The organism is Paenibacillus sp. LjRoot56 (genome assembly GCF_964253335.1).
Classification (GTDB): domain Bacteria; phylum Bacillota; class Bacilli; order Paenibacillales; family NBRC-103111; genus Paenibacillus_E; species Paenibacillus_E allorhizoplanae.
On record NZ_CAXURV020000002.1, the window covers coordinates 256,666 to 277,887 of the forward strand.

Annotated in this window: 16 protein-coding genes; 14 read left to right on the forward strand and 2 right to left on the reverse strand. The window is 47.4% G+C overall.

The annotated features are described in order from the left end of the window. The first annotated feature begins 46 nt into the window (after positions 1 to 46). Complete coding sequence (locus tag ACSQ8O_RS13995) at positions 47 to 616, forward strand: dihydrofolate reductase family protein (protein ID WP_436242169.1); 570 nt, start codon at positions 47 to 49, stop codon at positions 614 to 616. A 238-nt stretch (positions 617 to 854) separates the two neighbouring features. Further along, a complete protein-coding gene (locus ACSQ8O_RS14000; RefSeq protein WP_436242170.1) occupies positions 855 to 1,523 on the forward strand; it encodes a CPBP family intramembrane glutamic endopeptidase in 669 nt (222 codons plus the stop codon). Positions 1,524 to 1,665: 142 nt separating this feature from the next. Here the strand turns inward: ACSQ8O_RS14000 and ACSQ8O_RS14005 are convergent, their stop codons facing one another. Further along, positions 1,666 to 1,956 carry a hypothetical protein gene (locus ACSQ8O_RS14005; RefSeq protein WP_436242171.1) on the reverse strand — a complete coding sequence of 97 codons (291 nt, stop codon included), beginning with the start codon at positions 1,954 to 1,956 and terminating at the stop codon, positions 1,666 to 1,668. Between the two features lie 216 nt (positions 1,957 to 2,172). Between ACSQ8O_RS14005 and ACSQ8O_RS14010 the strand changes: the two genes are divergently transcribed. The 7 genes from ACSQ8O_RS14010 (at position 2,173) to ACSQ8O_RS14040 (ending at position 14,016) form a co-directional block, all read left to right on the forward strand. Further along, positions 2,173 to 3,423, forward strand: coding sequence for a hypothetical protein (locus tag ACSQ8O_RS14010; protein ID WP_436242172.1), 1,251 nt, complete (start codon positions 2,173 to 2,175; stop codon positions 3,421 to 3,423). A gap of 370 nt (positions 3,424 to 3,793) precedes the next feature. Next, positions 3,794 to 5,401: an extracellular solute-binding protein gene (locus ACSQ8O_RS14015; protein WP_436242173.1), complete on the forward strand. Its 1,608-nt coding sequence runs from the start codon at positions 3,794 to 3,796 to the stop codon at positions 5,399 to 5,401. Between the two features lie 174 nt (positions 5,402 to 5,575). Next, on the forward strand, positions 5,576 to 6,460 hold the full coding sequence (locus ACSQ8O_RS14020) for an ABC transporter permease (protein ID WP_436242933.1): 885 nt from the start codon (positions 5,576 to 5,578) through the stop codon (positions 6,458 to 6,460). Beyond that, positions 6,454 to 7,317 (forward strand): carbohydrate ABC transporter permease, encoded by an 864-nt coding sequence (locus tag ACSQ8O_RS14025; protein ID WP_436242174.1) that lies wholly within the window; start codon positions 6,454 to 6,456, stop codon positions 7,315 to 7,317. Before ACSQ8O_RS14020 ends, ACSQ8O_RS14025 begins: the two co-directional genes overlap by 7 nt. 22 nt (positions 7,318 to 7,339) lie before the next feature. Continuing rightward, positions 7,340 to 9,619 carry a helix-turn-helix transcriptional regulator gene (locus ACSQ8O_RS14030; protein WP_436242175.1) on the forward strand — a complete coding sequence of 760 codons (2,280 nt, stop codon included), beginning with the start codon at positions 7,340 to 7,342 and terminating at the stop codon, positions 9,617 to 9,619. Positions 9,620 to 9,646: 27 nt separating this feature from the next. Then, the gene (locus tag ACSQ8O_RS14035; protein ID WP_436242176.1) at positions 9,647 to 10,648 is read left to right on the forward strand and encodes a zinc-dependent alcohol dehydrogenase; all 1,002 of its coding nucleotides are present in this window, start codon (positions 9,647 to 9,649) and stop codon (positions 10,646 to 10,648) included. A gap of 122 nt (positions 10,649 to 10,770) precedes the next feature. Beyond that, complete coding sequence (locus ACSQ8O_RS14040; protein WP_436242177.1) at positions 10,771 to 14,016, forward strand: hypothetical protein; 3,246 nt, start codon at positions 10,771 to 10,773, stop codon at positions 14,014 to 14,016. 300 nt (positions 14,017 to 14,316) lie between these two features. On the opposite strand, the gene ACSQ8O_RS14045 is transcribed toward ACSQ8O_RS14040, so the two are convergent. Further along, on the reverse strand, positions 14,317 to 14,961 hold the full coding sequence (locus ACSQ8O_RS14045; protein ID WP_436242178.1) for a 50S ribosomal protein L25: 645 nt from the start codon (positions 14,959 to 14,961) through the stop codon (positions 14,317 to 14,319). A gap of 368 nt (positions 14,962 to 15,329) precedes the next feature. Here ACSQ8O_RS14045 and ACSQ8O_RS14050 point away from each other — a divergent pair, with 368 nt between their 5' ends. The 5 genes from ACSQ8O_RS14050 to ACSQ8O_RS14070 all read left to right on the forward strand — a co-directional run bounded on the left by ACSQ8O_RS14050 (position 15,330) and on the right by ACSQ8O_RS14070 (position 21,018). Continuing rightward, positions 15,330 to 15,851, forward strand: coding sequence for a TetR/AcrR family transcriptional regulator (locus ACSQ8O_RS14050; RefSeq protein WP_056619603.1), 522 nt, complete (start codon positions 15,330 to 15,332; stop codon positions 15,849 to 15,851). A 224-nt stretch (positions 15,852 to 16,075) separates the two neighbouring features. Continuing rightward, positions 16,076 to 17,521 (forward strand): DHA2 family efflux MFS transporter permease subunit, encoded by a 1,446-nt coding sequence (locus ACSQ8O_RS14055; RefSeq protein WP_436242179.1) that lies wholly within the window; start codon positions 16,076 to 16,078, stop codon positions 17,519 to 17,521. Beyond that, positions 17,514 to 18,344 (forward strand): NAD-dependent epimerase/dehydratase family protein, encoded by an 831-nt coding sequence (locus ACSQ8O_RS14060; RefSeq protein ID WP_436242180.1) that lies wholly within the window; start codon positions 17,514 to 17,516, stop codon positions 18,342 to 18,344. Before ACSQ8O_RS14055 ends, ACSQ8O_RS14060 begins: the two co-directional genes overlap by 8 nt. A 111-nt stretch (positions 18,345 to 18,455) precedes the next feature. After that, positions 18,456 to 19,940: a multicopper oxidase family protein gene (locus ACSQ8O_RS14065; RefSeq protein ID WP_436242181.1), complete on the forward strand. Its 1,485-nt coding sequence runs from the start codon at positions 18,456 to 18,458 to the stop codon at positions 19,938 to 19,940. Between the two features lie 121 nt (positions 19,941 to 20,061). Next, entirely contained in the window at positions 20,062 to 21,018 is a 957-nt protein-coding gene (locus ACSQ8O_RS14070; RefSeq protein ID WP_200962472.1) for an NAD-dependent epimerase/dehydratase family protein, read from the forward strand. The last annotated feature ends 204 nt before the right edge of the window (positions 21,019 to 21,222 follow it).

The window sequence follows — 21,222 nt, forward strand, 5'->3', positions numbered from 1 at the left end:
CTGCCAAAAACGAACAACTAAATTCGAAATCGGAGGAGAAGCAAACATGAGAAAACTTGTATTGTTCATGCATGTGTCGATGGACGGGTATGCGTCAGATTCGAACGGAGGACTAGATTGGATTCCGTACAACGAGGAATTAGAGAAATACGCCGAGGAGGTCGTAGCCGAAGTCGGCTCTCCCGTATACGGACGCACGACGTATCGGATGATGGAGAGCTACTGGCCAACGGTGCTGGACGATCCGAATGCGTCGAGGCACGGGATGGAGCATGCCAAATGGCTGCAGGATGTTAAGAAGATCGTCATTTCCGGCTCGATGGACATTGTGGAATGGAACAATACGATGTTGATCAAGGACAATATCGCAGAGGAAATCAAGGCGCTCAAGGAGCAGCCTGGCAAAAATCTCGTTATCTTCGGCAGTCCGGGGGCGGCGAAGACGTTGCTTGAGCTCGGCCTGATCGACGAATTCCTACTGACGATTTGTCCGGTCATCTTGGGCGGCGGAAAATCGGCATTCCACCGCGACGGTGAGAAAATCAGGCTCAAGCTGCTGTCCAGCCGGACGTTCAAGTCTGGTATTATCGCGGCCCGCTATGAGCTGGAGAAATAGCCGTGCCGTACAAGGTGTCCTACTAACGGAGAGAAGGCTGTCGGCAGTAATAGGCAGCCTTACTGTGCTAGCGGGCAAGATAAGTCAGTTAAGCATGGAACTCTATGGGTTACTAACGTATATTAGAGTAAGGTGTTTTTAATGTAGGGGGATTCTAGCAGTGTATGAGATAGTATTTTTTGATGTTGACGGGACCATATTAAGTGTAGTGGATAGATTATTATAAAAGGAGTACATAGTGAGATCTGAAGCCAAAATTCGCACACTTGCATTAGTTGCAGTTTTTTTAATTTCAATATTTCCACTTGTAGTAAACTCATTATATCTTTTTCTAACAGATAAGGTTTCAGAGAATAGCTCTGATTTGCAATTTATTTCTAGTATTATATGGGAAATAGTTTCGTTGGGAGTACTTTATTTAGTATTAAAAAAACAGGGGAGAGATTATACAGATATAGGTTTTGAGTTTCGGAAAACTGATATATTACATGGAATCTTTCTCTTTTTTGGAATCTATATTTTATATGTAATTGCTCTTGCCATCTCTCCGAATTTTGGACAGACACCAAAAAATATTGATTTTTTAAAAACAAACGTATCAATTTTCTACTTACTATTTATCATTATAAATCCTTTTTTTGAAGAACTAATTGTTAGAGCATATGCCATAACAGAAGCAAAGTATTTGCTTAAAAATGAAGAAATTTCAGTGCTAATAAGTACAGTGATTCAAACATCATACCATCTATATCAGGGATTAATCCCTGCCTTGTATGCGGGATTAATGTTCTTTGTTTTTTCAATATATTTTGTGAAGAGTAGGAGGATAGTCCCTGTTATTTTAGTACACTTATTTTTTGATTTCATAGCAATGATAGAGTTGGGTAATAATGGGCTGCATTCTTAGTCATTCCGCTAAAGGAAAAAATTAGTTAAATAGCGGTCATGGGGGGGTAATCCCGCTGTCATTCTCTAGCTGCTTACCTGGAAACGAGCAAAAAAGACGCTTTTGTTACCAGCGCCTTTTTTGCTCGTTTTCAGGCAGGAATTTATAATTTCGACAAGAGAATTGAAACAAGTATTCCTAAAATTGAAATCCATACGAAAACTGATTTAAATATACTTTTGACAATCGAGTCCTGACTTTTTAAATCATTACCATGGTTTTCATGCATGGCTAAATCGATATTTCCAATTGAATTAGAAGAACCTTTAGAGCCTACGCCTTTAAAAAGTAAAGTTAATATAAGCAGAATTATAGAACTCATAAAAAGATAATCAGAGATTTGTTGCACTTTATTAACCACCGCCTTATTAACAATATTAGCATATTTTAACATTGGTGTTAAGCAATTTGTAACTTTATCGTATATCCATCGTAAATTCCCGATAGTTCAGGAGTTGCATTGAAGCAGCTCCTTTCTGGCTTATTTAAAGTTACGGCAGATAAACGGAGTAAAGATTTAGTAAAGTATATTTGTCAATGGGATAAATTTAGTATAATTATCCAATTAAGAACATCTAACGAAATTTTTATCAGAGAAAGGTGTGTGTACATGAAAAAGGCTGCTAAGTATGCACTGGCGATGTCACTATTGTACGGTGGGTTCAGTTTTTTAAGCACCTCAGCTACGGCGACAATCGATTTGATGTCGAATAGACAGTTGGTTGTTCTATCGGAGACGAAACTGCTAGATGACTATAGAAATCCAAATTCTATCGTTGGCTCGATTTCCGGTATGCAGATGGTAGAAGTAGCTTGTACTCTGAATGAACCGGACTGTTTAGCAAACACCCGAGGTAAAGAATATATACGTATAAAAACCTGGATCGGAGAAAAATGGATCGAGGATGATAACAAAATTACTGCTGGCGGCTATTGGGAAGAAGACAGAGACATAACCCTTGTTGAAGATATGAAGTTATATGACCAACCCAATGTCGGTGTTTATTCCAGCGACGAACCACCTAAAGATATAATTTCACCACAAAAAGTGCATGTTACAGCGTTTTATAATTATTTATACAAAGGGGCTCATACAGGAAAGGCAATGTTGGAAGCTCCAATGTGGTATCGAATTACTACTAAACAACAGGGGCAGAAGTGGATTGTCGATCCATTTATCCCTGAAGACTTTCAGCATGAGGAGAGATCAACTGACAGAGTCGTTAAAATGACTGGGAACGAATTGCTTTATGATCATCCCTATGAAGTTGAGGGAAAAGGAGTGAAAGCGACTCCTGGAATAGTTCAAGCGGTTGCAAGCTCCATGTTCAACATTAAGACTCAAATTTATGGATGGTTCAAGATTCAATTACAAGATGGAACTTATAAATGGGTTAAATCGTATCCTCTATCTGAATCTGAGAGTGGTCCATTAATGCAATCTGACTTAGATAACGAAAAGATCACACTGCGAACCGCCACACGTTATTTCGACATCGACGGTGACGCAAACATTAGTCTACAAAATTGGCTACAGCCGGGAACATATGTAGCTGACAAAATAAATGAAGGTTGGGCACGTATCCAAACCCCATTCGGTTGGAAAGTGGTCAACCTTGATAGAGCACCCTTTGAAAGACCTCAGGGCATTACAATAACACAAGAAAAAGTAAAATTAACCTCAGAAACAAAAACCTATTATTTCCCACTGACAGGAGAAGTTTTCCATAATGCAGGCACCTTCAATGATCAGGAAGTCCTATCATTTGAAAAGTGGATTTCCCCAGAGGGGGTCAATTGGTATCATATTTCAACTTACAGTGGGATCGTTTGGGTACCAGATAAACCGTTACAGGAATGAAAAAAATACGGAGGACAATGTCGACCTAGGGTGGATGGGCTTTTGACCAATAGTTTGGACTGGCAGCTGCTACCTTTTTCTATAACAGGGAGTTCATAGTGGAATTTGGGTTTAATTAAGTTTGCTTAGCCGCAGGCGGTTTCCTAAATTAATTCATTTCCCGCGGAATGTTTCTGTCATTGCATTTTACGATTTTCTACTCCTTTAGCATTATCTACATGCTGAGAAGCCTTGATCTGACAAGGTTTCTCGGCATTTTTTACGTGCGGAAGTGAAAAAAACAAGTGTATGGAAATCATGTTATTTACGGATGTAGAAAGCGCTTTTATTATAAAAATGGAACACGCAAGCTATAAAGGGAGGAACGAAAATGACAAAGAAGCTGATCAGCGCAGTAGCGGGAATCGCCATGATGACTTCCGTTCTGGCTGCCTGCAGCGGGAATGCAGGCGTCAAGAATGAGACAAGTCCAACCCAGGCATCGAGCACACCAGCTGGCACACCGGCAACTAAGCAGTATGGCGATACGGGAGGTTTGAAGCTACCCCTCGTCAATGAACCAACTACGGTAACCTGGATGCTGCCGAGTAATTCCACCAATATTAAAGAAGATAAGTTGGTTGTCCAGGAAATTTTAAAACGAACAGGCATCAAAGTAGAATTTCAGACATATTCACCTCAAACGTATCAAGATAAGCTGAAAGTCATCGTTGCGTCAGGGAAGCTGCCGGACATTTTCGACGGGTTGAAACCGGCAGAATTAAAGAAGATCGGGAAGCAAAAAGGGGTAGTCGCGATTAACGACTATGCAGATATGCTGCCGAATTTCAAAAAGCTGTACCTGGAAGAAAACAGCTGGGTTGTGAAATCCTACGGCGATGAAAACGGAAAGCTCTACACATGGCCCATCTATAATTTGAACCGGGACGTCAATCATGGCTTTATGTATCGAAAGGATATTTTCGACAAGCTCGGTGTTAAAGAGTGGACGAATACAGACGAGTTTTATCAAGCGCTCAAAAAACTGAAGGAAGCGTACCCGAACTCGTACCCTTACGCGTCTAAAGGACTTGTCAATATTTTTAAAGATTGGTCCTATGGTTGGGGGCTCGGCAGCGAGAGCTATCCGGCTTACTACGATGAGAAGGATAAAACCTGGAAGTACGCCAGCATTCAGCCAGAACATAAAGAAATGCTCGATTTCATGAAGAAGCTTTACAATGAAGGGCTGATCGATCCTGAATTTTTGACGGATACGCAGGATTCTTGGACAACGAAGATGACAACGGACAAATCGTTCGTGACATGGGATTGGATCGGCAGATTGGATTTGTTCTATAACCAAATTAAATCGAAGAATGCTGACTACAATCTACGGTATGCGAATCCGATTGGACCGACGGGTAACGTCAGAACGCTGCCGAAGGTATCCGATTTCAGCGTGACGGTGGCGAATAACAAGAACAAAGAAGCGGCTTTGAAGCTGCTGGATTATTTGACCAGCCCTTCAGGCAGTGAATTGATGACGGTGGGTGTGGAAGGGGTTAACTTCGAATGGGGCAAAGACGGCATTCCTGTGTACCCGGAATTAAAGGATCTGCCGCTCGTGGATATCAGTGTGCTGGAGGACCGCTACGCGATGTGGCTTGAAAGCGCGTATCTCCGGCCGGACCGCCGCAGCGTGTACTACAAATTCTCAGAGAAAGAACAAGAGGCTCAGAATAAAATTCTCAAAGGAAATAAACGGGAAGCGGCTGATCCGATTCTAAATTTCACCGATGCCGAGATTTCCACGCTGGCTGAGCTGCAAACGACGCTGCAGAAAGCAGCCGAAGAGTTTAACGCCAAGTATGTTTTGGATAAAAAGTACGGCAGCGAGCAATGGGAAGAATGGAAGAAAAACATTGTCAAAAAAGGTCTGGATGCCTATATGAAAGTCTATAACGATGCACAGAAGCGGTATGACGCAGCTAAATAAGACGAAACACGGATAACCGGGAAGGCGCCCTCGATAGATAACGCCGCAAGGCCGAAGGGCGCTACTTATCCGGATTGGAGGGAAGTTATTGTGCAACAACCAATCGTAGGGGCGGGAGCTCCGGCACGCTCCAAGAAGCCGCTGAAGGCAAGGTTTGCCGATGTCTTTCGGCACATGAAGCGGGACAGACAGCTGCTGATCCTTTTTGCGCCATGTTTGCTGTTCTATATTCTGTTCCGATACGGTCCGCTGTACGGTTTAATTATTGCCTTCAAGGACTATAGCGTGTTCACTGGAATATGGGGCAGCGATTGGGTGGGAATCAAGTATTTCATTCAATTTTTCACGAATCAAGATTTCTGGATGTTGTTTAGAAACACGTTTCTGCTAGGGATTTATACACTTGTTTTCGGATTTCCGTTTCCCATCCTGCTGGCTATTTTGCTAAACGAAGTAAGAGTGAAGTGGTTCAAGAAGTCTGTTCAAACGTTGAGTTACCTGCCGGCCTTTCTGTCCGTTGTCATCATCTCTTCCATGATTATTGATTTTTTGTCTCCGAATAACGGGCTGTTTAATCAATTTCTGGCGGCTCTTGGATTTCCAAAGAAATATTTTTTAATTGATCCGGGTTGGTTTCGCCCGATCTATGTCATCTCGGATATTTGGGAGAAGATCGGATATGAAGCGATCATCTACTTGGCAGCAATAGCCGGTATTAACCCGACACTGTATGAGGCGGCGAAAGTCGATGGAGCAACCAGATTTGGCATGATGCGCCATATCACGCTTCCTGGGCTGCTGCCTACCCTGCTGGTCATGTTTATTTTGAAAACAGGTTCCATGATTCGGATCGGCTATGAAAAAGTATTGCTGCTGTACAACCCGATGACTTACGAGGTAGGGGACGTCTTCTCCACTTATGTGTACAGGAAGGGCTTGCTGGAATCGAACTACAGCTACGCATCTGCGGTTGGGATGTTCGAAGCCTTGGTTGCGATGATTATGCTGCTGGGAGCCAACTATTTAAGCAAAAGGATCGGAGGGAACGGGTTATGGTAGGAAACCGCAAAATAACTTGGTTCACCATTCTGAATGCGCTTCTCCTTTCTGGTGTAGCCGTGGCGACGCTCTATCCGGTGCTGTATATGCTGGCCGTCTCCTTAAGTGATACATCGGCTGTCGTACAGGGCAAAGTGTTCTTGTTTCCGAAGGGGTTCAATTTCGATGCCTATAAGGAAGTACTAAAGAACGATAAAATCCCGAGAGCTTATCTCAATTCCGTGTACTATACAACGCTCGGTACGTTTATTAATTTACTTTTCACTGCGGTTGCGGCTTATCCGCTTTCCCAGCGCACGTTTTTCGGCCGGAAGTGGTTTATGCTGATGATCATCATTACGATGTTCTTTAATGCGGGGATCATACCGACGTATATGGTCGTGCAGCAGCTTGGGCTACTAGATACGGTATGGGCGCTTGTGATTCCGAACGCGATATGGACCATGGAGCTTATTATTTTGAAAAGCTTCTATGAGAACATGTCCAGTCAAATTCGCGAAGCTGCACTCATCGACGGGGCATCCGATTATCGCATTTTGTTCTCCATTGTCATTCCACTTTCCAAGCCGGCGCTTGCCTCGATCGGGTTGTTTTATTTCATGGGGCATTGGAACAGCTTCTTCATCCCGATGATTTATTTGAGCGACAAGGAGATGTATCCGCTGCAGGTTGTTCTGAGAGATATGCTCATCTACAACGCTGAGAATGATGCTGGGCTTGTCGATCGGGCTGCGCTGGCTCCGCAAGCGATGAAAAATGCGACGATTGTACTCTCCATGATTCCTGTGCTGCTTATCTATCCGTTTGCCCAAAAATATTTTGCTAAAGGGGTGATGCTCGGTTCGGAAAAGGGTTGAAGGGACGAATGTGGAATATTAGTTGGATAACATCGTAAGAGGTGATAAGGTGACGCCTATCCATCGTTTAATGGCGAGCAGGGGACTTCTGCAAATTTTTTTCGCATTGCTGTTAGTCATCGTAATCATGTTTGTATCCAACTATATCGTCTATAAAAACTCCATTTCCGGCATTTATGATAAAGTGACCCAGAACAACCGGCTTGTTATTAAAAATATTATCCAGTCGTTTGACAGCTCCTTCGCTGCAGTCAACAATCTGATCTTTACCGTACACGGGCTGCCGTACGATCTAGAGTCTGAAGATAAGAGCATGGATATGTCCAAGGCCTACACGCTGCAGGAACATATTTCCAGGCTTGCCTCATCGATCGATTATGTTGAAGATGTGATTGTATTTTACGATAGCCTTGACTTAGCCGTTACTTCCAAGGGAACGAGTGATTTCAGCGTCCTTTTTGATAAAAAGTATAAGCATGACACCTATAGTGCTAATTATTGGAGAATGTTTTCCGATTCCAAGCATGCTCTGACGGTGTTCCCCATTGCGGATTTCGCAGTCTCGACCGACGGCTTAACCCGCAGAACCCAGCAGCTGATGACGGTGATGGACGGCAACAAAGTCCGATTGTCCAATAAGAATGTGATGGTCCTGCTCAATGCGGAGAGGTTGCTTAAACAAATCGATCTCAAATCAATGATCCCCGGCGCATCCCTAGTCGTGCTCGATGCTAATCGAAATGTTGTACTCAGCACCGATCAAACGCAAGATCCTAGTGACATCTTGGATGAGGTGTATTTTAATCCTGCCAAAGAAGCGACCCTGACCCGCAAGGATTTCGAGTATAACTTCTATAAGTCGGATTATAACGATTTCATTTATATCAACAAAGTTCCTTATCAGTTTCAAAATATCGGCTCCGTGGAAACAGCCAATCATATGATTATGATTTCAGCGATCATCAGTGCGGTTCTGCTGTCCGCGCTGCTCAGCGTCTACTTGTACCGACCGGTGAAAGATATTTTGAAACTACTCGGCGGAGGCCATGTGAAGGGGAACGATTTCCGTAAAATTTACAGCGGTATCGTCAAGGTGCAAGCGGAGAATGAATCGCTGAGAACGCAGATGGATTTTGCGGATAAGGAGCTTCGCAGAGGCATTTTCCTGCAGATGCTGGATGGTTATGCATATTCCCGAGAGCTAGAAATGCAGCTGCAGAAGAACTATGCTTTCTTTTTTCCTGAAAGACAATTTGTGATGACTGCGCTGCAAGTCAAGATTCCCTCAGACGGCGATTCGCAGCTAGGTATGCCTGTAGCTGATATTGCGGGTATGCTGGAAGATCATCTCCGTGCAGCTGGTCCTGCCATAGTCTTCTACACGGGACATTTGCAATTTGTGGCACTCGTAGCGATTCGTCAGCCTTCGGCCCGCAAAGCGGTCATCGAATGCTTAGAAGACTTGACGAGGCGGGCGGCCAAGGAAGAGCTGCAGGGGCTCGCGCTCTGGGCTAGCGTCAGCAAGCTATATGATTCCAAGATGACCAATTGCCAGGAGGCTTATCAGGATATTCAGAACGCCCGGATATACCGGAACATCAATGCGGAGCGAGCTGTCGTCGATTTGGAGTCAATCCGGTACGTATCCCATATTCACTTTCCATTTGAGAAGATTGAGAAGCTGTCGAATACGCTGCTGAGCGGTAAAACGGAGGAAGCCAAGCACATTTTGCAGGACATTGTTCACGAAAATACAGAGCGTGGCATTCACCATCACCAGTTTGCGCATATTGCGAAAAGCATTTTTTACTACCTAATGAAACATGCAGAGACTTTGCCTGTCGGCAGCAAGGAGAGTTTCCAACTGGAAATGGCGTTTTGCCTGCAGGTAGATAACGCTTATAGCTACAGGGATATCACGGACGCTCTGCAAGCAGTCGTTGAATGGATCGGCAGCAAACGGCTTCAAGAAGGAAAAAGCAAGCTGAATCTGGAGTTTATTACCCAGTACATTGAGCTGCACTACATGGAAAACTTGTATCTTGATCATATGGCCGAAGTGCTGAATACGAGTCCGAAGTATTTTTCTAACTATTTCAAGAAAGCTTTCGGCGTCGGTTATGTGGATTATCTGAACAAGGTAAGGTTGTCGCATGCCAGAGAGTTTCTCAAGCATAGCGAGTTGAGTGTGGCCGAAATCGGGGAGAAGACAGGGTACCTGAATGCCTCCACATTCACCACCACCTTTAAGAAATATTATGGCATCTCGCCAAGCGAATTTCGCAAGATGCCGGTTGATTAAATGCTGAAGGAAATGAGGAGAAGCAAGGTGAAAGCAGTTGCGGCTTTAAAAGGGAACATTCTTATTACAGAGCTGGAGGCTGGTCCACTTCCCGCAGGGCATGTGAAGATACGTACGGAATATTCCGCCATTAGTCCAGGAACGGAAATGACCTTCATTCGCCGTGCGTCTGAACAGATGGGATTGTTAGGGTATAGCGCTGTTGGTGTGATTGAGGAGCTGGGCGAATATGTACACCACCTGCAGGTTGGCCAGCGTGTAGCCTGCTACGGTGCGCCGTATGTCCGGCATGCGGAATGGCTGACGGTTCCGACGAACCTGACGGCAGCAGTCCCTCCAGATGTCCAGCCGGAGGAAGCGGCCTTTGCAGGGTTAGGCGCCATCGCCATTCATGCGCTCCGCACGGCTGATCTGCGGTTTGGAGAATCCACCGTCGTCGTGGGGCTGGGCATTCTGGGGCAGCTGATCGCCCAGATCGCATCGGCGGCAGCCTTCCGCGTTGCGGGCTTTGATATCCTTGCTCACCGGGCAGAGCTGCTACGACAGCGTGGAGTTGAAGACGCTTATGACAGTCAGGAAAAGCTGGAGGAGCAGTTAGCTGCGTTGACGGACGGTCATGGTGCCGACAGCATCATTTTATGTGCGGGAGGGCCTGGAGAGGAACTGATCAACAGCTCTCTTCGTTTGATACGGGATAAAGGGAAAATTGTTATCGTTGGGGACTTATCAACTGAATTTTCAAGAGGGCTTATGTTCGGCAAGGAAGCTCAGGTGCTGATATCTAGAGCAGGCGGCCCAGGAAGATACGATGTCCAGTATGAATTGGAAAATAAAGACTACCCGATCGGCTTTGTCCGCTGGACGGAAGGCCGGAACATTGGCGAATTTATGAGATTGCTTGCGGAGAAGAGGATTTCGCTCCAAGGACTTATCTCAGACAAGTACCCGATAGAGAGGGCGGCGGAAGCCTATCAGGGATATGCACAGCATACTGACAGGATGGGAACAATTTTGACTTACGGCAAATAATCGTGTGAATTTGATTACGGTGAACGAGAGTGAAGGAGCACGGATTTATGCTTGCGCACATTGGAAGCGCTTACATTCCTGCGTGTTTAAAAACAATGTAAAGAATTTAAGGAGGCCATGTCATGATAAACGCAAGGTTTCGAGTTCTTATCCTTATGATGTGCTGGCTCATCGCATTGGCGAGCTGGGGAGCAGGAGCTGCTTCGGCGGAAGGCAGCCGCTTGTCGCAAAAAACGTACGGGAGCCCAGAGGAGCTGCTCATCCCGAACAATTATACAGTGGCTGTTTTTAACGGAACAGTCGGAAAGGAAGAGGGGCGTTATGTACTGTATGCCACGAGCAAAGGAAAGCCGGGTCATCTCAACGTCATCGATCTCGAGGATTATAAGCTGCTTAGAAGCATTCCGCTCGCACCTTCGGAAAGTTCATGGGCGCACACTGTCGCTCCTGACGGCACCCTGTTTCTTGCCGCTGACGGCGGTGGAGCCCGATTGTGGAGCTACTCGCCAGTGACCCATACGCCTGTACAGGTGGCCCAGTTCGATGGGCAATCCGTGCCCAACAGCATCACCACGGATGAGCAAGGCCGTGTCTATGTAGGTACTTTTCCCGGAGGCAAGGTGTATCAGTATGATCCTGGTACGAAGCTGACGAAAGATTATGGCAGAGTCATCGGTGCAACCGATCAGGAGTACGTACGCTCCATCGCCTATCAAGGCGGCAATGTTTATGCCGGAACAGCTCATAAGCAGATTGTTCGTGTGAACTTGGCAACCGGGGAAAAGACGGATATTGCCGCATCCCTCACGGTGAAGAACGATACCGTGTATGATTTGGATACGATCGACGACCGCTATTTGTTTGCAAGGTATACGGACGGCAGCGGCATACCAGGAGAAGCGTATATCTACGATACGCAAACCTCCTCCTGGCTGGATCTGGAGCTGGAGAATGTGACAGGACTGCATGCCACGGATTCGGTAGGCGGTAAGCTTTACTATATGTCCGACAAAAAGCTGAAAACATTCGATCTCGCCACCCACGAAGTGGAGCTGTCAGGAATGGAGTACACAACCGGCTTGCGTGGCGCGGATTGGGCTGATTTCCCGAACCCTGAGCTGCCAGGCAAAACATTGGTCACCGTACGGTACGACGGCGGTGTCACGTTTATGAATATCGAGACGAAGCAAGTCATTCTGAAGCCTCCGGTAATTCCAGGTCTCCCTGGTGTCGTAAACCGTATAGCGGCGGTTTCCCCGACACAGCTGATAACGACAGGCTCTCAGGCACGTTCTTCGCTTGTGAATTTGACGAATAACACTGCGAAGCCCTTCAGCATCGGCCAGGCGGACAGTGTTTACCCCATAGGAAATAAAGTGTATATGGGGGTTTACCCGGAGGGCGGGTTGTATGAGTATGATTTGACCGCCGAACCGAGTGAAACGAATCCCAAGCGCTTAGCCGTGCTGGGGAACGATCAGGAACGTCTGGTAAATATGACGGGCGCAGAGGGTAAGCTGTTCATATCCACGATTTCAGGTTACGGTACGCTGGGCGGTTCACTTACGATTTATGACCCGGCTACAGGGGAAACCAATGTACACCGTCATGTCGTGGAGAATCAAAGTTTGCTCAGCACAGCTTACTTGAACGGCAAAATATTCGGCTCCACGACCATTCGCGGAGGTCTTGGTTCAGAGCCTACGGCGGAGGAAGCGAAGATTTTCGTGTGGGACGTTGCTTCCGCACAAAAAATCGCCGAGTTTCCGCTGCGAGTTCCCGGTTTAACGAAGCCGATTTTTATTGGAGATCTCTCGGCAGGACCTGATGGCCTCATATGGGGAGCCTCCTATGAGTATATATTTGCGATTGATCCGGTGACATACAACGTTGTGAAGAGCAAGAAGATTTATCCAAGCCTCAATTTCAGCCAATGGGCTCATCATCCACTTCGCTGGTCTGAAGACGGTCTGCTCTATGTCCTGTTTAATAATAAGCTGACGGTGATCGATCCGGAGACACTGGAATTTCGCACACTTGCAGACACATCTAGGTTCGATTTGGGTATGGACGGCAACTTGTACTTCACGGATCAAGCGACGAATACGATTCTGTACCGGATGGAGGTAGACGGTGAATATGTGGAGCCGCCGCCAGGCCTTCCTATTGCTGTTCGGAATGCTGGATTTGAGGAGCAAGTGAGCGGCAGCACAATTCCCGGATGGACCTCGCTGTTCGCAACCGCTGCCGATTACCGCTATGAAATTAGTGATGCTCAGCGCTTCTCCGGCACGAAGAGCTTGAAAATTACCGACAATTTAAGAACGGCATCCGTTGCCTTGCAGAGCGCGAAGATTCCAGTAAACCAGGGCGAGGAATACAAAGCGAGCATGAACCTTTACATTGAATCGGGCCAACCAGGCTTCATGTTCCGCTTCTTTGACAAAAACAACGCAACAATCTCAACCCTTGAGATCCATCTCGACGAATCCCGGTTAGCGCAATGGCAGAAGGTGACGCTTCAAGGCAAAGCGCCGGTGGGTGCGGTCAGCGCAAGTCTCATCGCCGTGACGAGCCGTTATAACATTTCGTCGGCCTACTACGATGACTTCGCTGTGAGTGTGAAAGATACCTACATGCCGGTTTCAACCGTCAGCATGTATCCTCAGCCGAATGAATACGGCTGGGTTAACCAGGATGCTGAAGTAATGGTTCAGGCAAGCGGCGCGTATAACATTACGTATGCTGCCGAGGGCGCGCAGCCAATCGTCAAAACGACCGTACAGGGAAATACGGTTCATTTCCCTATCACAACAGAGGGGGTCACTTCAGTTACGTATGCCGCCTCTAACTTTTCAGGTTTATCGGAAGCAACCAGGACCTTTGACGTTAGGGTCGACAAGACGGCACCCGTTGTTCAATTCTCCGGCCAGCCTGTGTATACCGTCCAGCAAGCGGTTTATATCAGCTGCATGGCTTCGGATGTTTTATCCGGATTGACTGTGAATCCATGCTCGGAACCGCTCTTAGGGGTACCTGCTTACACGTTGGAGCCAGGCAATCATGAAATCGCTGCTGCAGCTGCGGACCGGGCTGGCAATACATCTGCGGCGGTCTTTACGTACCGGATCGATGTCACCTATGAAGGCATGTGCGCACTCATCCGTCAATTCCTGGGCTCAGACCGGCTGATAGCGGAAGGTCTCTGCAAGCAATTGATGCTGGCGCAAGAAGCTGAGAAGCGTGGCAACATGAAAATAAAGGAAGGCATTCTTCATGCTTTCGCTATTGAGATAAACGTTCTGAGCGACAGGAAGTTGACGGTCGAGCAGGCGCAAATCCTGAAAAAGCTGACAGGGTATTTGTAACAGGGTATTATCGTTCGAGCTTATAGAAAGCGGAACGTTAAATGGTTTTCGTTCAAATAAACGCAGAACAATAGTTCAATAACAACAAAAATAGGCAGCCAACCCTAGTGGATCGGTTGCCTACTTCATCTTTTAGATATATTACGAACGTAAGTTCTGATATGATGTAGGAATAAATTGAAGTCGAAAGGAAGCAGCTATTCTCTAAAAAGTATTGATGGTAAACCGTTTACATATTTAGGCATAGCGAAAGAAGCCTTTACGGTTGGCGCAGGGCTTCTTTGCACTATGACTAACGGCTTAGCTTGGCTGACCTACTGTTGCAGCCTCATTGGACGTCTCAGCTTCACCCACGCGCTCCTCATGGTTCGCAGCCACTGGTGTCTCCGTTTCCTTCTGAGGTACCAGAATTGTCACGACGATATCATTCGGGTCGGATTTCATTTCAATGCCGGCGGGCACTACAATTTGACTGACATGCAGGTTGTCACCTAGCCCCAAGCTAGATACTTCCACTTGAATAGAAGTCGGAACTTGGTTCGGCATGCAGCGAATCTCGATGTTGTGCATCTGAATTTGAAAAATCCCGCCTTCATGCACACCCACAGCATCACCGATAAATTCCAGCGCTACGACCGTTTTGATCGGCTCATCCATATTAATTTGATGGAAGTCGATGTGGGACAACTCGCGGTTCAGCGGATTGCGCTGAATTTCATTAATCATAACAGGTTGAGTTTTTGTACTGCCAGAGATAGCCAAATCAATAATGGCATGAGGATTTTGCCGAAGAACGACCTGCAATTCTTTCAAATCAATGCTTATGACCGTATTCGCCATGTTCTTGCCATACACGACAGCGGGAATTTTCCCTTTGGAACGCAGTTGCTTAATTTCTGATTTTGTTGCTTCTTTGCGGACTTCTGCTTGTAAAGAGACAGCCATATGAAAAAGAACCCCCTAAAATTTAGCCCAGCATCCAATGGAGCCAAAGCTCGCACAGCCGGGTGATTAACAGCTAGTTCATAACATACCCCAACTTTCGAGGTTCCATCCCAAAAATAAACAGCTGCGCTTTCTTGGATCGAAGCGTTTATCTATAAGGTGACTCACTAAGGTAAATCCATTACTACGCTATCGAGGAACGAGAGTATAATAATGAACATTTGGAGGCTACCGATATTGATCGATATAGATCAGTTAGGATGCCTCCCAATGAAATTGAAGTTTCTAATAAGGTTGCATTGCCGCGGCAGCCTTTGTATACTGGATTTATAATTGATCAATCACTATCAGATAGGAGGAGAATAAAGATGGCTAAATCCGAAGCAACATCGGTGAATCGCAAATCCGATATCATCTCCGCGGCGATCGAAGTGTTCGCGGAAGTTGGCTATTTTCGTGCTACGACGGCACAGGTGGCCGAACGGGCAAAAATCTCCCAGCCCTACGTATTTCGATTCTTCGCGACCAAGGAAACTTTGCTGTTAGCGGCGCTGGAGGCATCTTGGAATCGGGTAATTGAATCGTTCCGCCAGGTGGTGGAGACGACTTCTACGGAATTGCTTGAGACGAAGCTTATTCAGGAGTATGTTAAAATTCAGTCGATGTACCAGAACGAGATGCTTTTGCAGATGCAGGCACAGACCATTCGGGAGGACGCTATCCAACAGACGATGTGCAACGCCTATAAGGATATCCGCAATATGATTTTGGTGGCGTTCCGTGATGCTGGTATGGAAAATGCTGAAGAGCGGGCAATGCTGTTCCTCGCACGCGGAGTGCTGTGCAATGTTGCCGTCGCGATTAATCTGCCCGAATTGATGGAAGGATAAGGGGAGATTTTTTCTTTAAAAAATAGTTATTGACCAATCACTAACAATCTATTATAGTGAGTTCAATGAGTTAGTGATTGATCAATCACAAATAAAAATGGCGAGGAGATCAAGGTACGCTTTAATCGATGTTGATGAATATAAATGCCCTACTTACAAACGGTTAGACATTATAAAAATTTTTAAAAAATTAATTAATCAATCAATAACAGGAGGAGATTGTTATGAATTCCATGGTTCAGTTGGTAATCGCGAATCGTTCTGACACGTTGAAGTATCGGTGGTGGGCTCTGATCGCGCTGGCCCTCGCGCAATTCTTGGTAGTGCTGGATGCGTCCATCGTCAATATCGCGCTTCCCGCTCTCGGCTCGGAGCTTCATCTGAGCACTAGTACACTGAGCTGGGTCATTACGGCTTATGTATTGCCCTTCGGGGGCTTGCTGCTTCTCGGCGGAAGGCTGTCGGATCGCTTCGGGCATCGCAGGTTATTCATGATCGGGGTCTCTGGATTCGCACTTGCGTCGGCTGCGGCTGGTCTGGCTACCTCGGGAGTTTGGCTGCTTACGGCGAGAGCGGTTCAAGGCGCATCGGCTGCCCTACTTGCCCCAGCCGCTCTGGCTCTCGTTACGAAGCTGTTCACGAATCCGCGTGATCGGGCCAAGGCACTCGGCATCTGGGGGGCGGTTGCGGGCATTGGTAGTGCGGCGGGTGTCTTGTTGGGCGGTGTACTGACAGATTCGCTTGGTTGGTCTTCAGTGTTCTTTGTGAATGTCCCTGTAGTAGCTTTGGTTCTGGTGGCGGTTCCTTATCTTATTCCCAAGGATGCGCACGTCGAACGAGTAAGTCTGGATGCGTCAGGGTCCGCCATGGTAACGACTGGAATCGTAGCACTAGTCGCTGCGCTCTCCGGTACGGATCGGGTCGGCTGGACGTCCCCGCAGACGCTGATTCTCGCAAGCTTGGCAGTTGTGCTGCTTGGATCGTTCATCTTCATCGAGAAGCGCGCTTCGAATCCTCTCATGCCGCTAGGCATCTTCCGCAACAAGTCCGTTACGGGCGGCAATCTGGCCATGTTTCTTATCGGAGGAGCAACGACAGGACTGTTCTTCGCACTCTCGGTTTACATGCAGCAAGTGCTTCATTATGATGCGTTAAAAGCAGGCCTTACCCAGCTCCCGCTGGCTGGCTCGCTAGTCGTGATTGCCGGAGCCGTTCCGGCTGTGGTCAAGGCTATTGGAACGCGCAAGACGCTGGCGGCGTCATTGTTTCTGCTGGCCGTAGGCCTGATTGGGCTCTCCTTTTCACCTAGCAAAGCTTCGTTCGCTGTCAATCTGCTAGGTCCTTCCATCTTGATGGGAATTGGATTGGGAGGAGCCTTCATCTCTGGAACGGAGCTAGCAGTCCACGGCGTGGCGGACGATGAAGCGGGGCTAGCAAGCGGCTTAGTCAATACGAGTCAGCAGATCGGTGGAGCCATCGGACTCGCGGTACTTACGACGATAGCCTCGGCTCGCATCGATCGCTTGCTTGGCGGTGGGGTAGCCGAAGCACAAGCGTTAACTGGAGGGTTTTCCTGGGTGTTCCTCGGAGCTGCAGCATTCGCGCTCATCGGGGCAACAGCGGTTCTCGTGGTTGTGCGACAATCGCCCTCTTTTAAAGTTAGTGATTGATCAATTAAAAAATATTCCAACACCTTATAGATTCGGCTCGCAACGGAAGCTGGAAACCTTGCAGATGAACATCTCCTCCCCTCTTCTGCGAATAGTGAGAGGAGATGTCGGTAACCCAGACGAACTGCTAGATGCTGCGAACGGCGTGAATGTTATTTTCTGCGGAGTCTACTTAACCTACGATGACAAGCCAGAGAAGGTGCATCAGATGCTCGAAGCCGCTCGAAGCGTCTCCGCAGCAATCGGAGCTAAATTGGTAATCGTAGAAGGGGTCTATCGACCTGTCGACATGAAGGAATCGGCGAAGATCCCCTGTCCAAATTCAATGCGAATCTTCAGTCCAGAGTTATATGGCGAGGCCGCTTCCAACACGCTTATTCATTATGCGCTTCGCAAAATTGTTCAAGGGAAGCCCGTCAAGCTGCCCATTGATCCATCCATTAGACGAGATTATCTGTTCATAGATGATGCCGCCAGGTATGTACATGAGCTGGCTTCGACAGAATCCGCGTATGGGGGCAATTGGCATCTCTGTGGCAATGGCTCGATCTCGCAAGCGGAGCTCCTTGGCTTTGCGGGTTCAGTTATTCAGATAGCGCCGCGGTTCGAGACCATCGGAAAGTGGCAGCAGCGATTGCTGCAGTGGTATGAGCCGGAGATGTGGATCAAATTGGATAGCTATGAGCGATACGGCAAGATTTATGGAACCTCTAGCATGGCGTATGACGGAGTATCACCAACCCCGTATGAAGAGGGGATGGTCTTAACGGTTAAGCACATGTTGGAAAAGTATGTAGCAAAAGTGTCTACATACCGTGGCTGAGTCTCCCTATAGGCAGGTAACTGATTTGATCTTTCTTATTTCGATCGGAAAACAATAGGGGTAACCAATTATAAGTTAGTGATTGCTTAATTATTTGATGGGGGGATACTTTTGGGTAGAAGAAAAAGCGTAAAACGACTGATCAATATCGGCTTATCTTTGACCGTGGTTCTTATAGTCGTAGCAGCGGTGGCTACTTATTTTTGGCAGATGCGGCTTCAGAAGCCGGATGAGGTCAACATGGCGAATATGGCTGATATGGCGGGAATGACGCACATGGAGCATATGGCGAGCATGGCGGTTTCTGATCCCGAAGAAGGCATGGTGTCCTGTGCCGCGATCATGGCGCCGGAATCATCGGGTCCAACACGCAAGTTCGATATGACAGCGGCAAGGACGACACTGAAGTTGGATAACGGAAAGACGGCCGACGCCTGGACCTTCAACGGCTCGTCCCCGGGTCCCGAGCTTCGCGTTACGGAGGGTGATCGAGTTGTCGTTACGCTCCATAACAAGGACATCGAGGACGGTGTTACGATTCATTGGCACGGGATCGCGGTTCCATGCTCACAGGATGGTATTGCGGGAGTCACGCAGGATGCCGTGGCACCGGGAGGACAGTTTACGTATACATTTATCGCAACGACACCAGGCACGTACTGGTACCATTCCCACCAGATGAGCTCAATTCAGGCTAGCAAAGGGCTTCTGGGCGCGCTGATCATCGAGCCTAAACAACAACCTGAATCTAATCCTTCGACATCAGAAGCGACAGCCCTCTACCAACAACTGGGCTCTACCATGCTGGTGAACGGAAGCACGAATGGGCTGTCGGTTCCGGGCAAACCGGGCGAACAAGTCAGACTTAGGTTGATCAATGCGGGTAATGAAACGATGGAATTCGACGTCGATGGGGCCCCCTTTTGGGTCATGGCTATGGATGGACATGATTTGCACAACCCTGGGCAGCTGGACGGAACGATTGTTCCGGTAGGCGCAGGACAGCGTTATGATTTGCTCATCAAAGTTCCGGAGTCTGGCCAAGTCGTCGTTAATACCCCTGAGAGTTCACCGATTACGATAGGTAATGGAATCCAACCGCAGCATTCGGAAGGCGGGCAGTTATTCTTATTCGTCAATTACGGTACGCCATTACCTAACGATTCCGCCCTGCATATCGAGCCCGACCGGCGTTTCGAGCTCAAGCTAGGCCAAACCCTTTTCACCAAGTCCATTAACGGAAAGTCCTTCCACGAGATTCCTCCGATGGACGTAAAGAAAGGAGATCATATTCTCATCACAGTCTCCAACGAAGGCGGAGGAGATCATCCTTTCCACATTCATGGGCATGTGTTCCGTGTCCTAAGCAGGGATGGTGTTGCCTTGCAAGGTAGCCCGGTGTATCTGGATACACTCCTAACAAAGAAAGGTGAGACCTATGAGCTGATGTTAGAAGCCAATAATCCGGGCCTCTGGATGGCGCACTGCCACGATCTCAAGCATGCCTCGATGGGCATGAGCATGATGATTAATTACCAAGGCATCACGACGCCGTACCGGGTGGGAACCAAGTCAGGTAATCTTCCTGACCTATAGAAATAGATCATAATGGAGCTCAAAATTGTGACGAAAGACCAGGTGCAGGCGATGACGATTCAAAAAGAAGCCATCCACTTGCCAGAGCTGAAAAAATTGAAGGAGGCATATTGTAATGACGATGATGAAGGTAATGGTAATTGGAGCAACCGGCGGAACAGGAACCGCGATTACGGAAGAACTGGTGAAACGAGGGATTGACACGATTGCATTTGGGCGTTCGCACCAGAAATTAGTTCAACTCGCCAATCGGCTAGGCAACCCCGCGAATCTAACACTTGGCGTAGGGGACGCTATGCGACCCGACGATATTGTTTCCCAAGCAAGTGGAGCGGACGTATGGTTCCATTGCGCGAATGTTCCTTACCACGAGATGGCGAGCAAGCTGATTCCGCTGGGCGAGTCGGTGATGGAGGCGGCGGAGCGTATGGCCGCCCGAGTCGTCGCAATTGATGGTATTTATCCTTACGGCAGGCGACGGGCCGACCTGGTGACCGAGGAGCATCCCAAGCAACCGCATACTCGTAAAGGAAAAGTTCGTTTGGACTATGAACGAATGCTGTTCAGCAAGCGGTGGAACAAGGCCAAGGTTCTGATTGCCCGGTTGCCCGATTATTATGGGCCTACGGCCAACGAGGCCTCGTATTTAGGCTCAACTCTGGAAGCCATTGCTGCCGGCAAGATGGCGTTCTATATCGGCAACATGCAAACTCCCCGGGAATTTATCTATTTACCAGACGCGGCGGCCATGATTGTTGAGCTGGCCAGCAGGGACTTCGCTTACCAGCAGAATTGGAATATCCCAGGAGCCGGGGTGATTAGCGGACGAGATATTGTGAAGATTGCGCAAGCGTCAAGTGGCAGCGTCAAACCGGTTATTCCGTTGAAGAAAATAGGCTTATCTTTGCTTGGACTCGGCCTACCCGTCATGAAAGAAGTCGTGGAGATGCTTTACTTAACTGAAGAACCGCTGACGCTAAGCCGCAATAAGTACGAACGTTATATAGGCCCGATTGTGGCAACATCGTTCCAAGAGGGTATTTCCTCAACGATAAAAGCACTTCAGTTGAAGAAATAAATATTTATCCCACAGCGGGATCTGTGAGGTGTGGAGTTTGCTTAATTGTCCATATTGCAATATTTTCGATGGTAGATTCAACTAACGAAAAACTTTAGTTCAATGAAACAGCGACAGCCTAGGACTTTATTTTCTCGTCCTTGGCTGTCGCTGTTTCAAATTCTAAGATTAGTCTATTACTTTATTTTCTGCGGACACTCTCTG

Coding starts and splice junctions, on each gene's coding strand:
- ACSQ8O_RS13995 (WP_436242169.1), top strand. CDS start 47: ATGAGAAAACTTGTATTGTTCATGCATGTGTCGATGGACGGGTATGCG.
- ACSQ8O_RS14005 (WP_436242171.1), bottom strand. CDS start 1,956: ATGTTAAAATATGCTAATATTGTTAATAAGGCGGTGGTTAATAAAGTG.
- ACSQ8O_RS14010 (WP_436242172.1), top strand. CDS start 2,173: ATGAAAAAGGCTGCTAAGTATGCACTGGCGATGTCACTATTGTACGGT.
- ACSQ8O_RS14015 (WP_436242173.1), top strand. CDS start 3,794: ATGACAAAGAAGCTGATCAGCGCAGTAGCGGGAATCGCCATGATGACT.
- ACSQ8O_RS14020 (WP_436242933.1), top strand. CDS start 5,576: ATGAAGCGGGACAGACAGCTGCTGATCCTTTTTGCGCCATGTTTGCTG.
- ACSQ8O_RS14025 (WP_436242174.1), top strand. CDS start 6,454: ATGGTAGGAAACCGCAAAATAACTTGGTTCACCATTCTGAATGCGCTT.
- ACSQ8O_RS14040 (WP_436242177.1), top strand. CDS start 10,771: ATGATAAACGCAAGGTTTCGAGTTCTTATCCTTATGATGTGCTGGCTC.
- ACSQ8O_RS14045 (WP_436242178.1), bottom strand. CDS start 14,961: ATGGCTGTCTCTTTACAAGCAGAAGTCCGCAAAGAAGCAACAAAATCA.
- ACSQ8O_RS14050 (WP_056619603.1), top strand. CDS start 15,330: ATGGCTAAATCCGAAGCAACATCGGTGAATCGCAAATCCGATATCATC.
- ACSQ8O_RS14055 (WP_436242179.1), top strand. CDS start 16,076: ATGAATTCCATGGTTCAGTTGGTAATCGCGAATCGTTCTGACACGTTG.
- ACSQ8O_RS14070 (WP_200962472.1), top strand. CDS start 20,062: ATGATGAAGGTAATGGTAATTGGAGCAACCGGCGGAACAGGAACCGCG.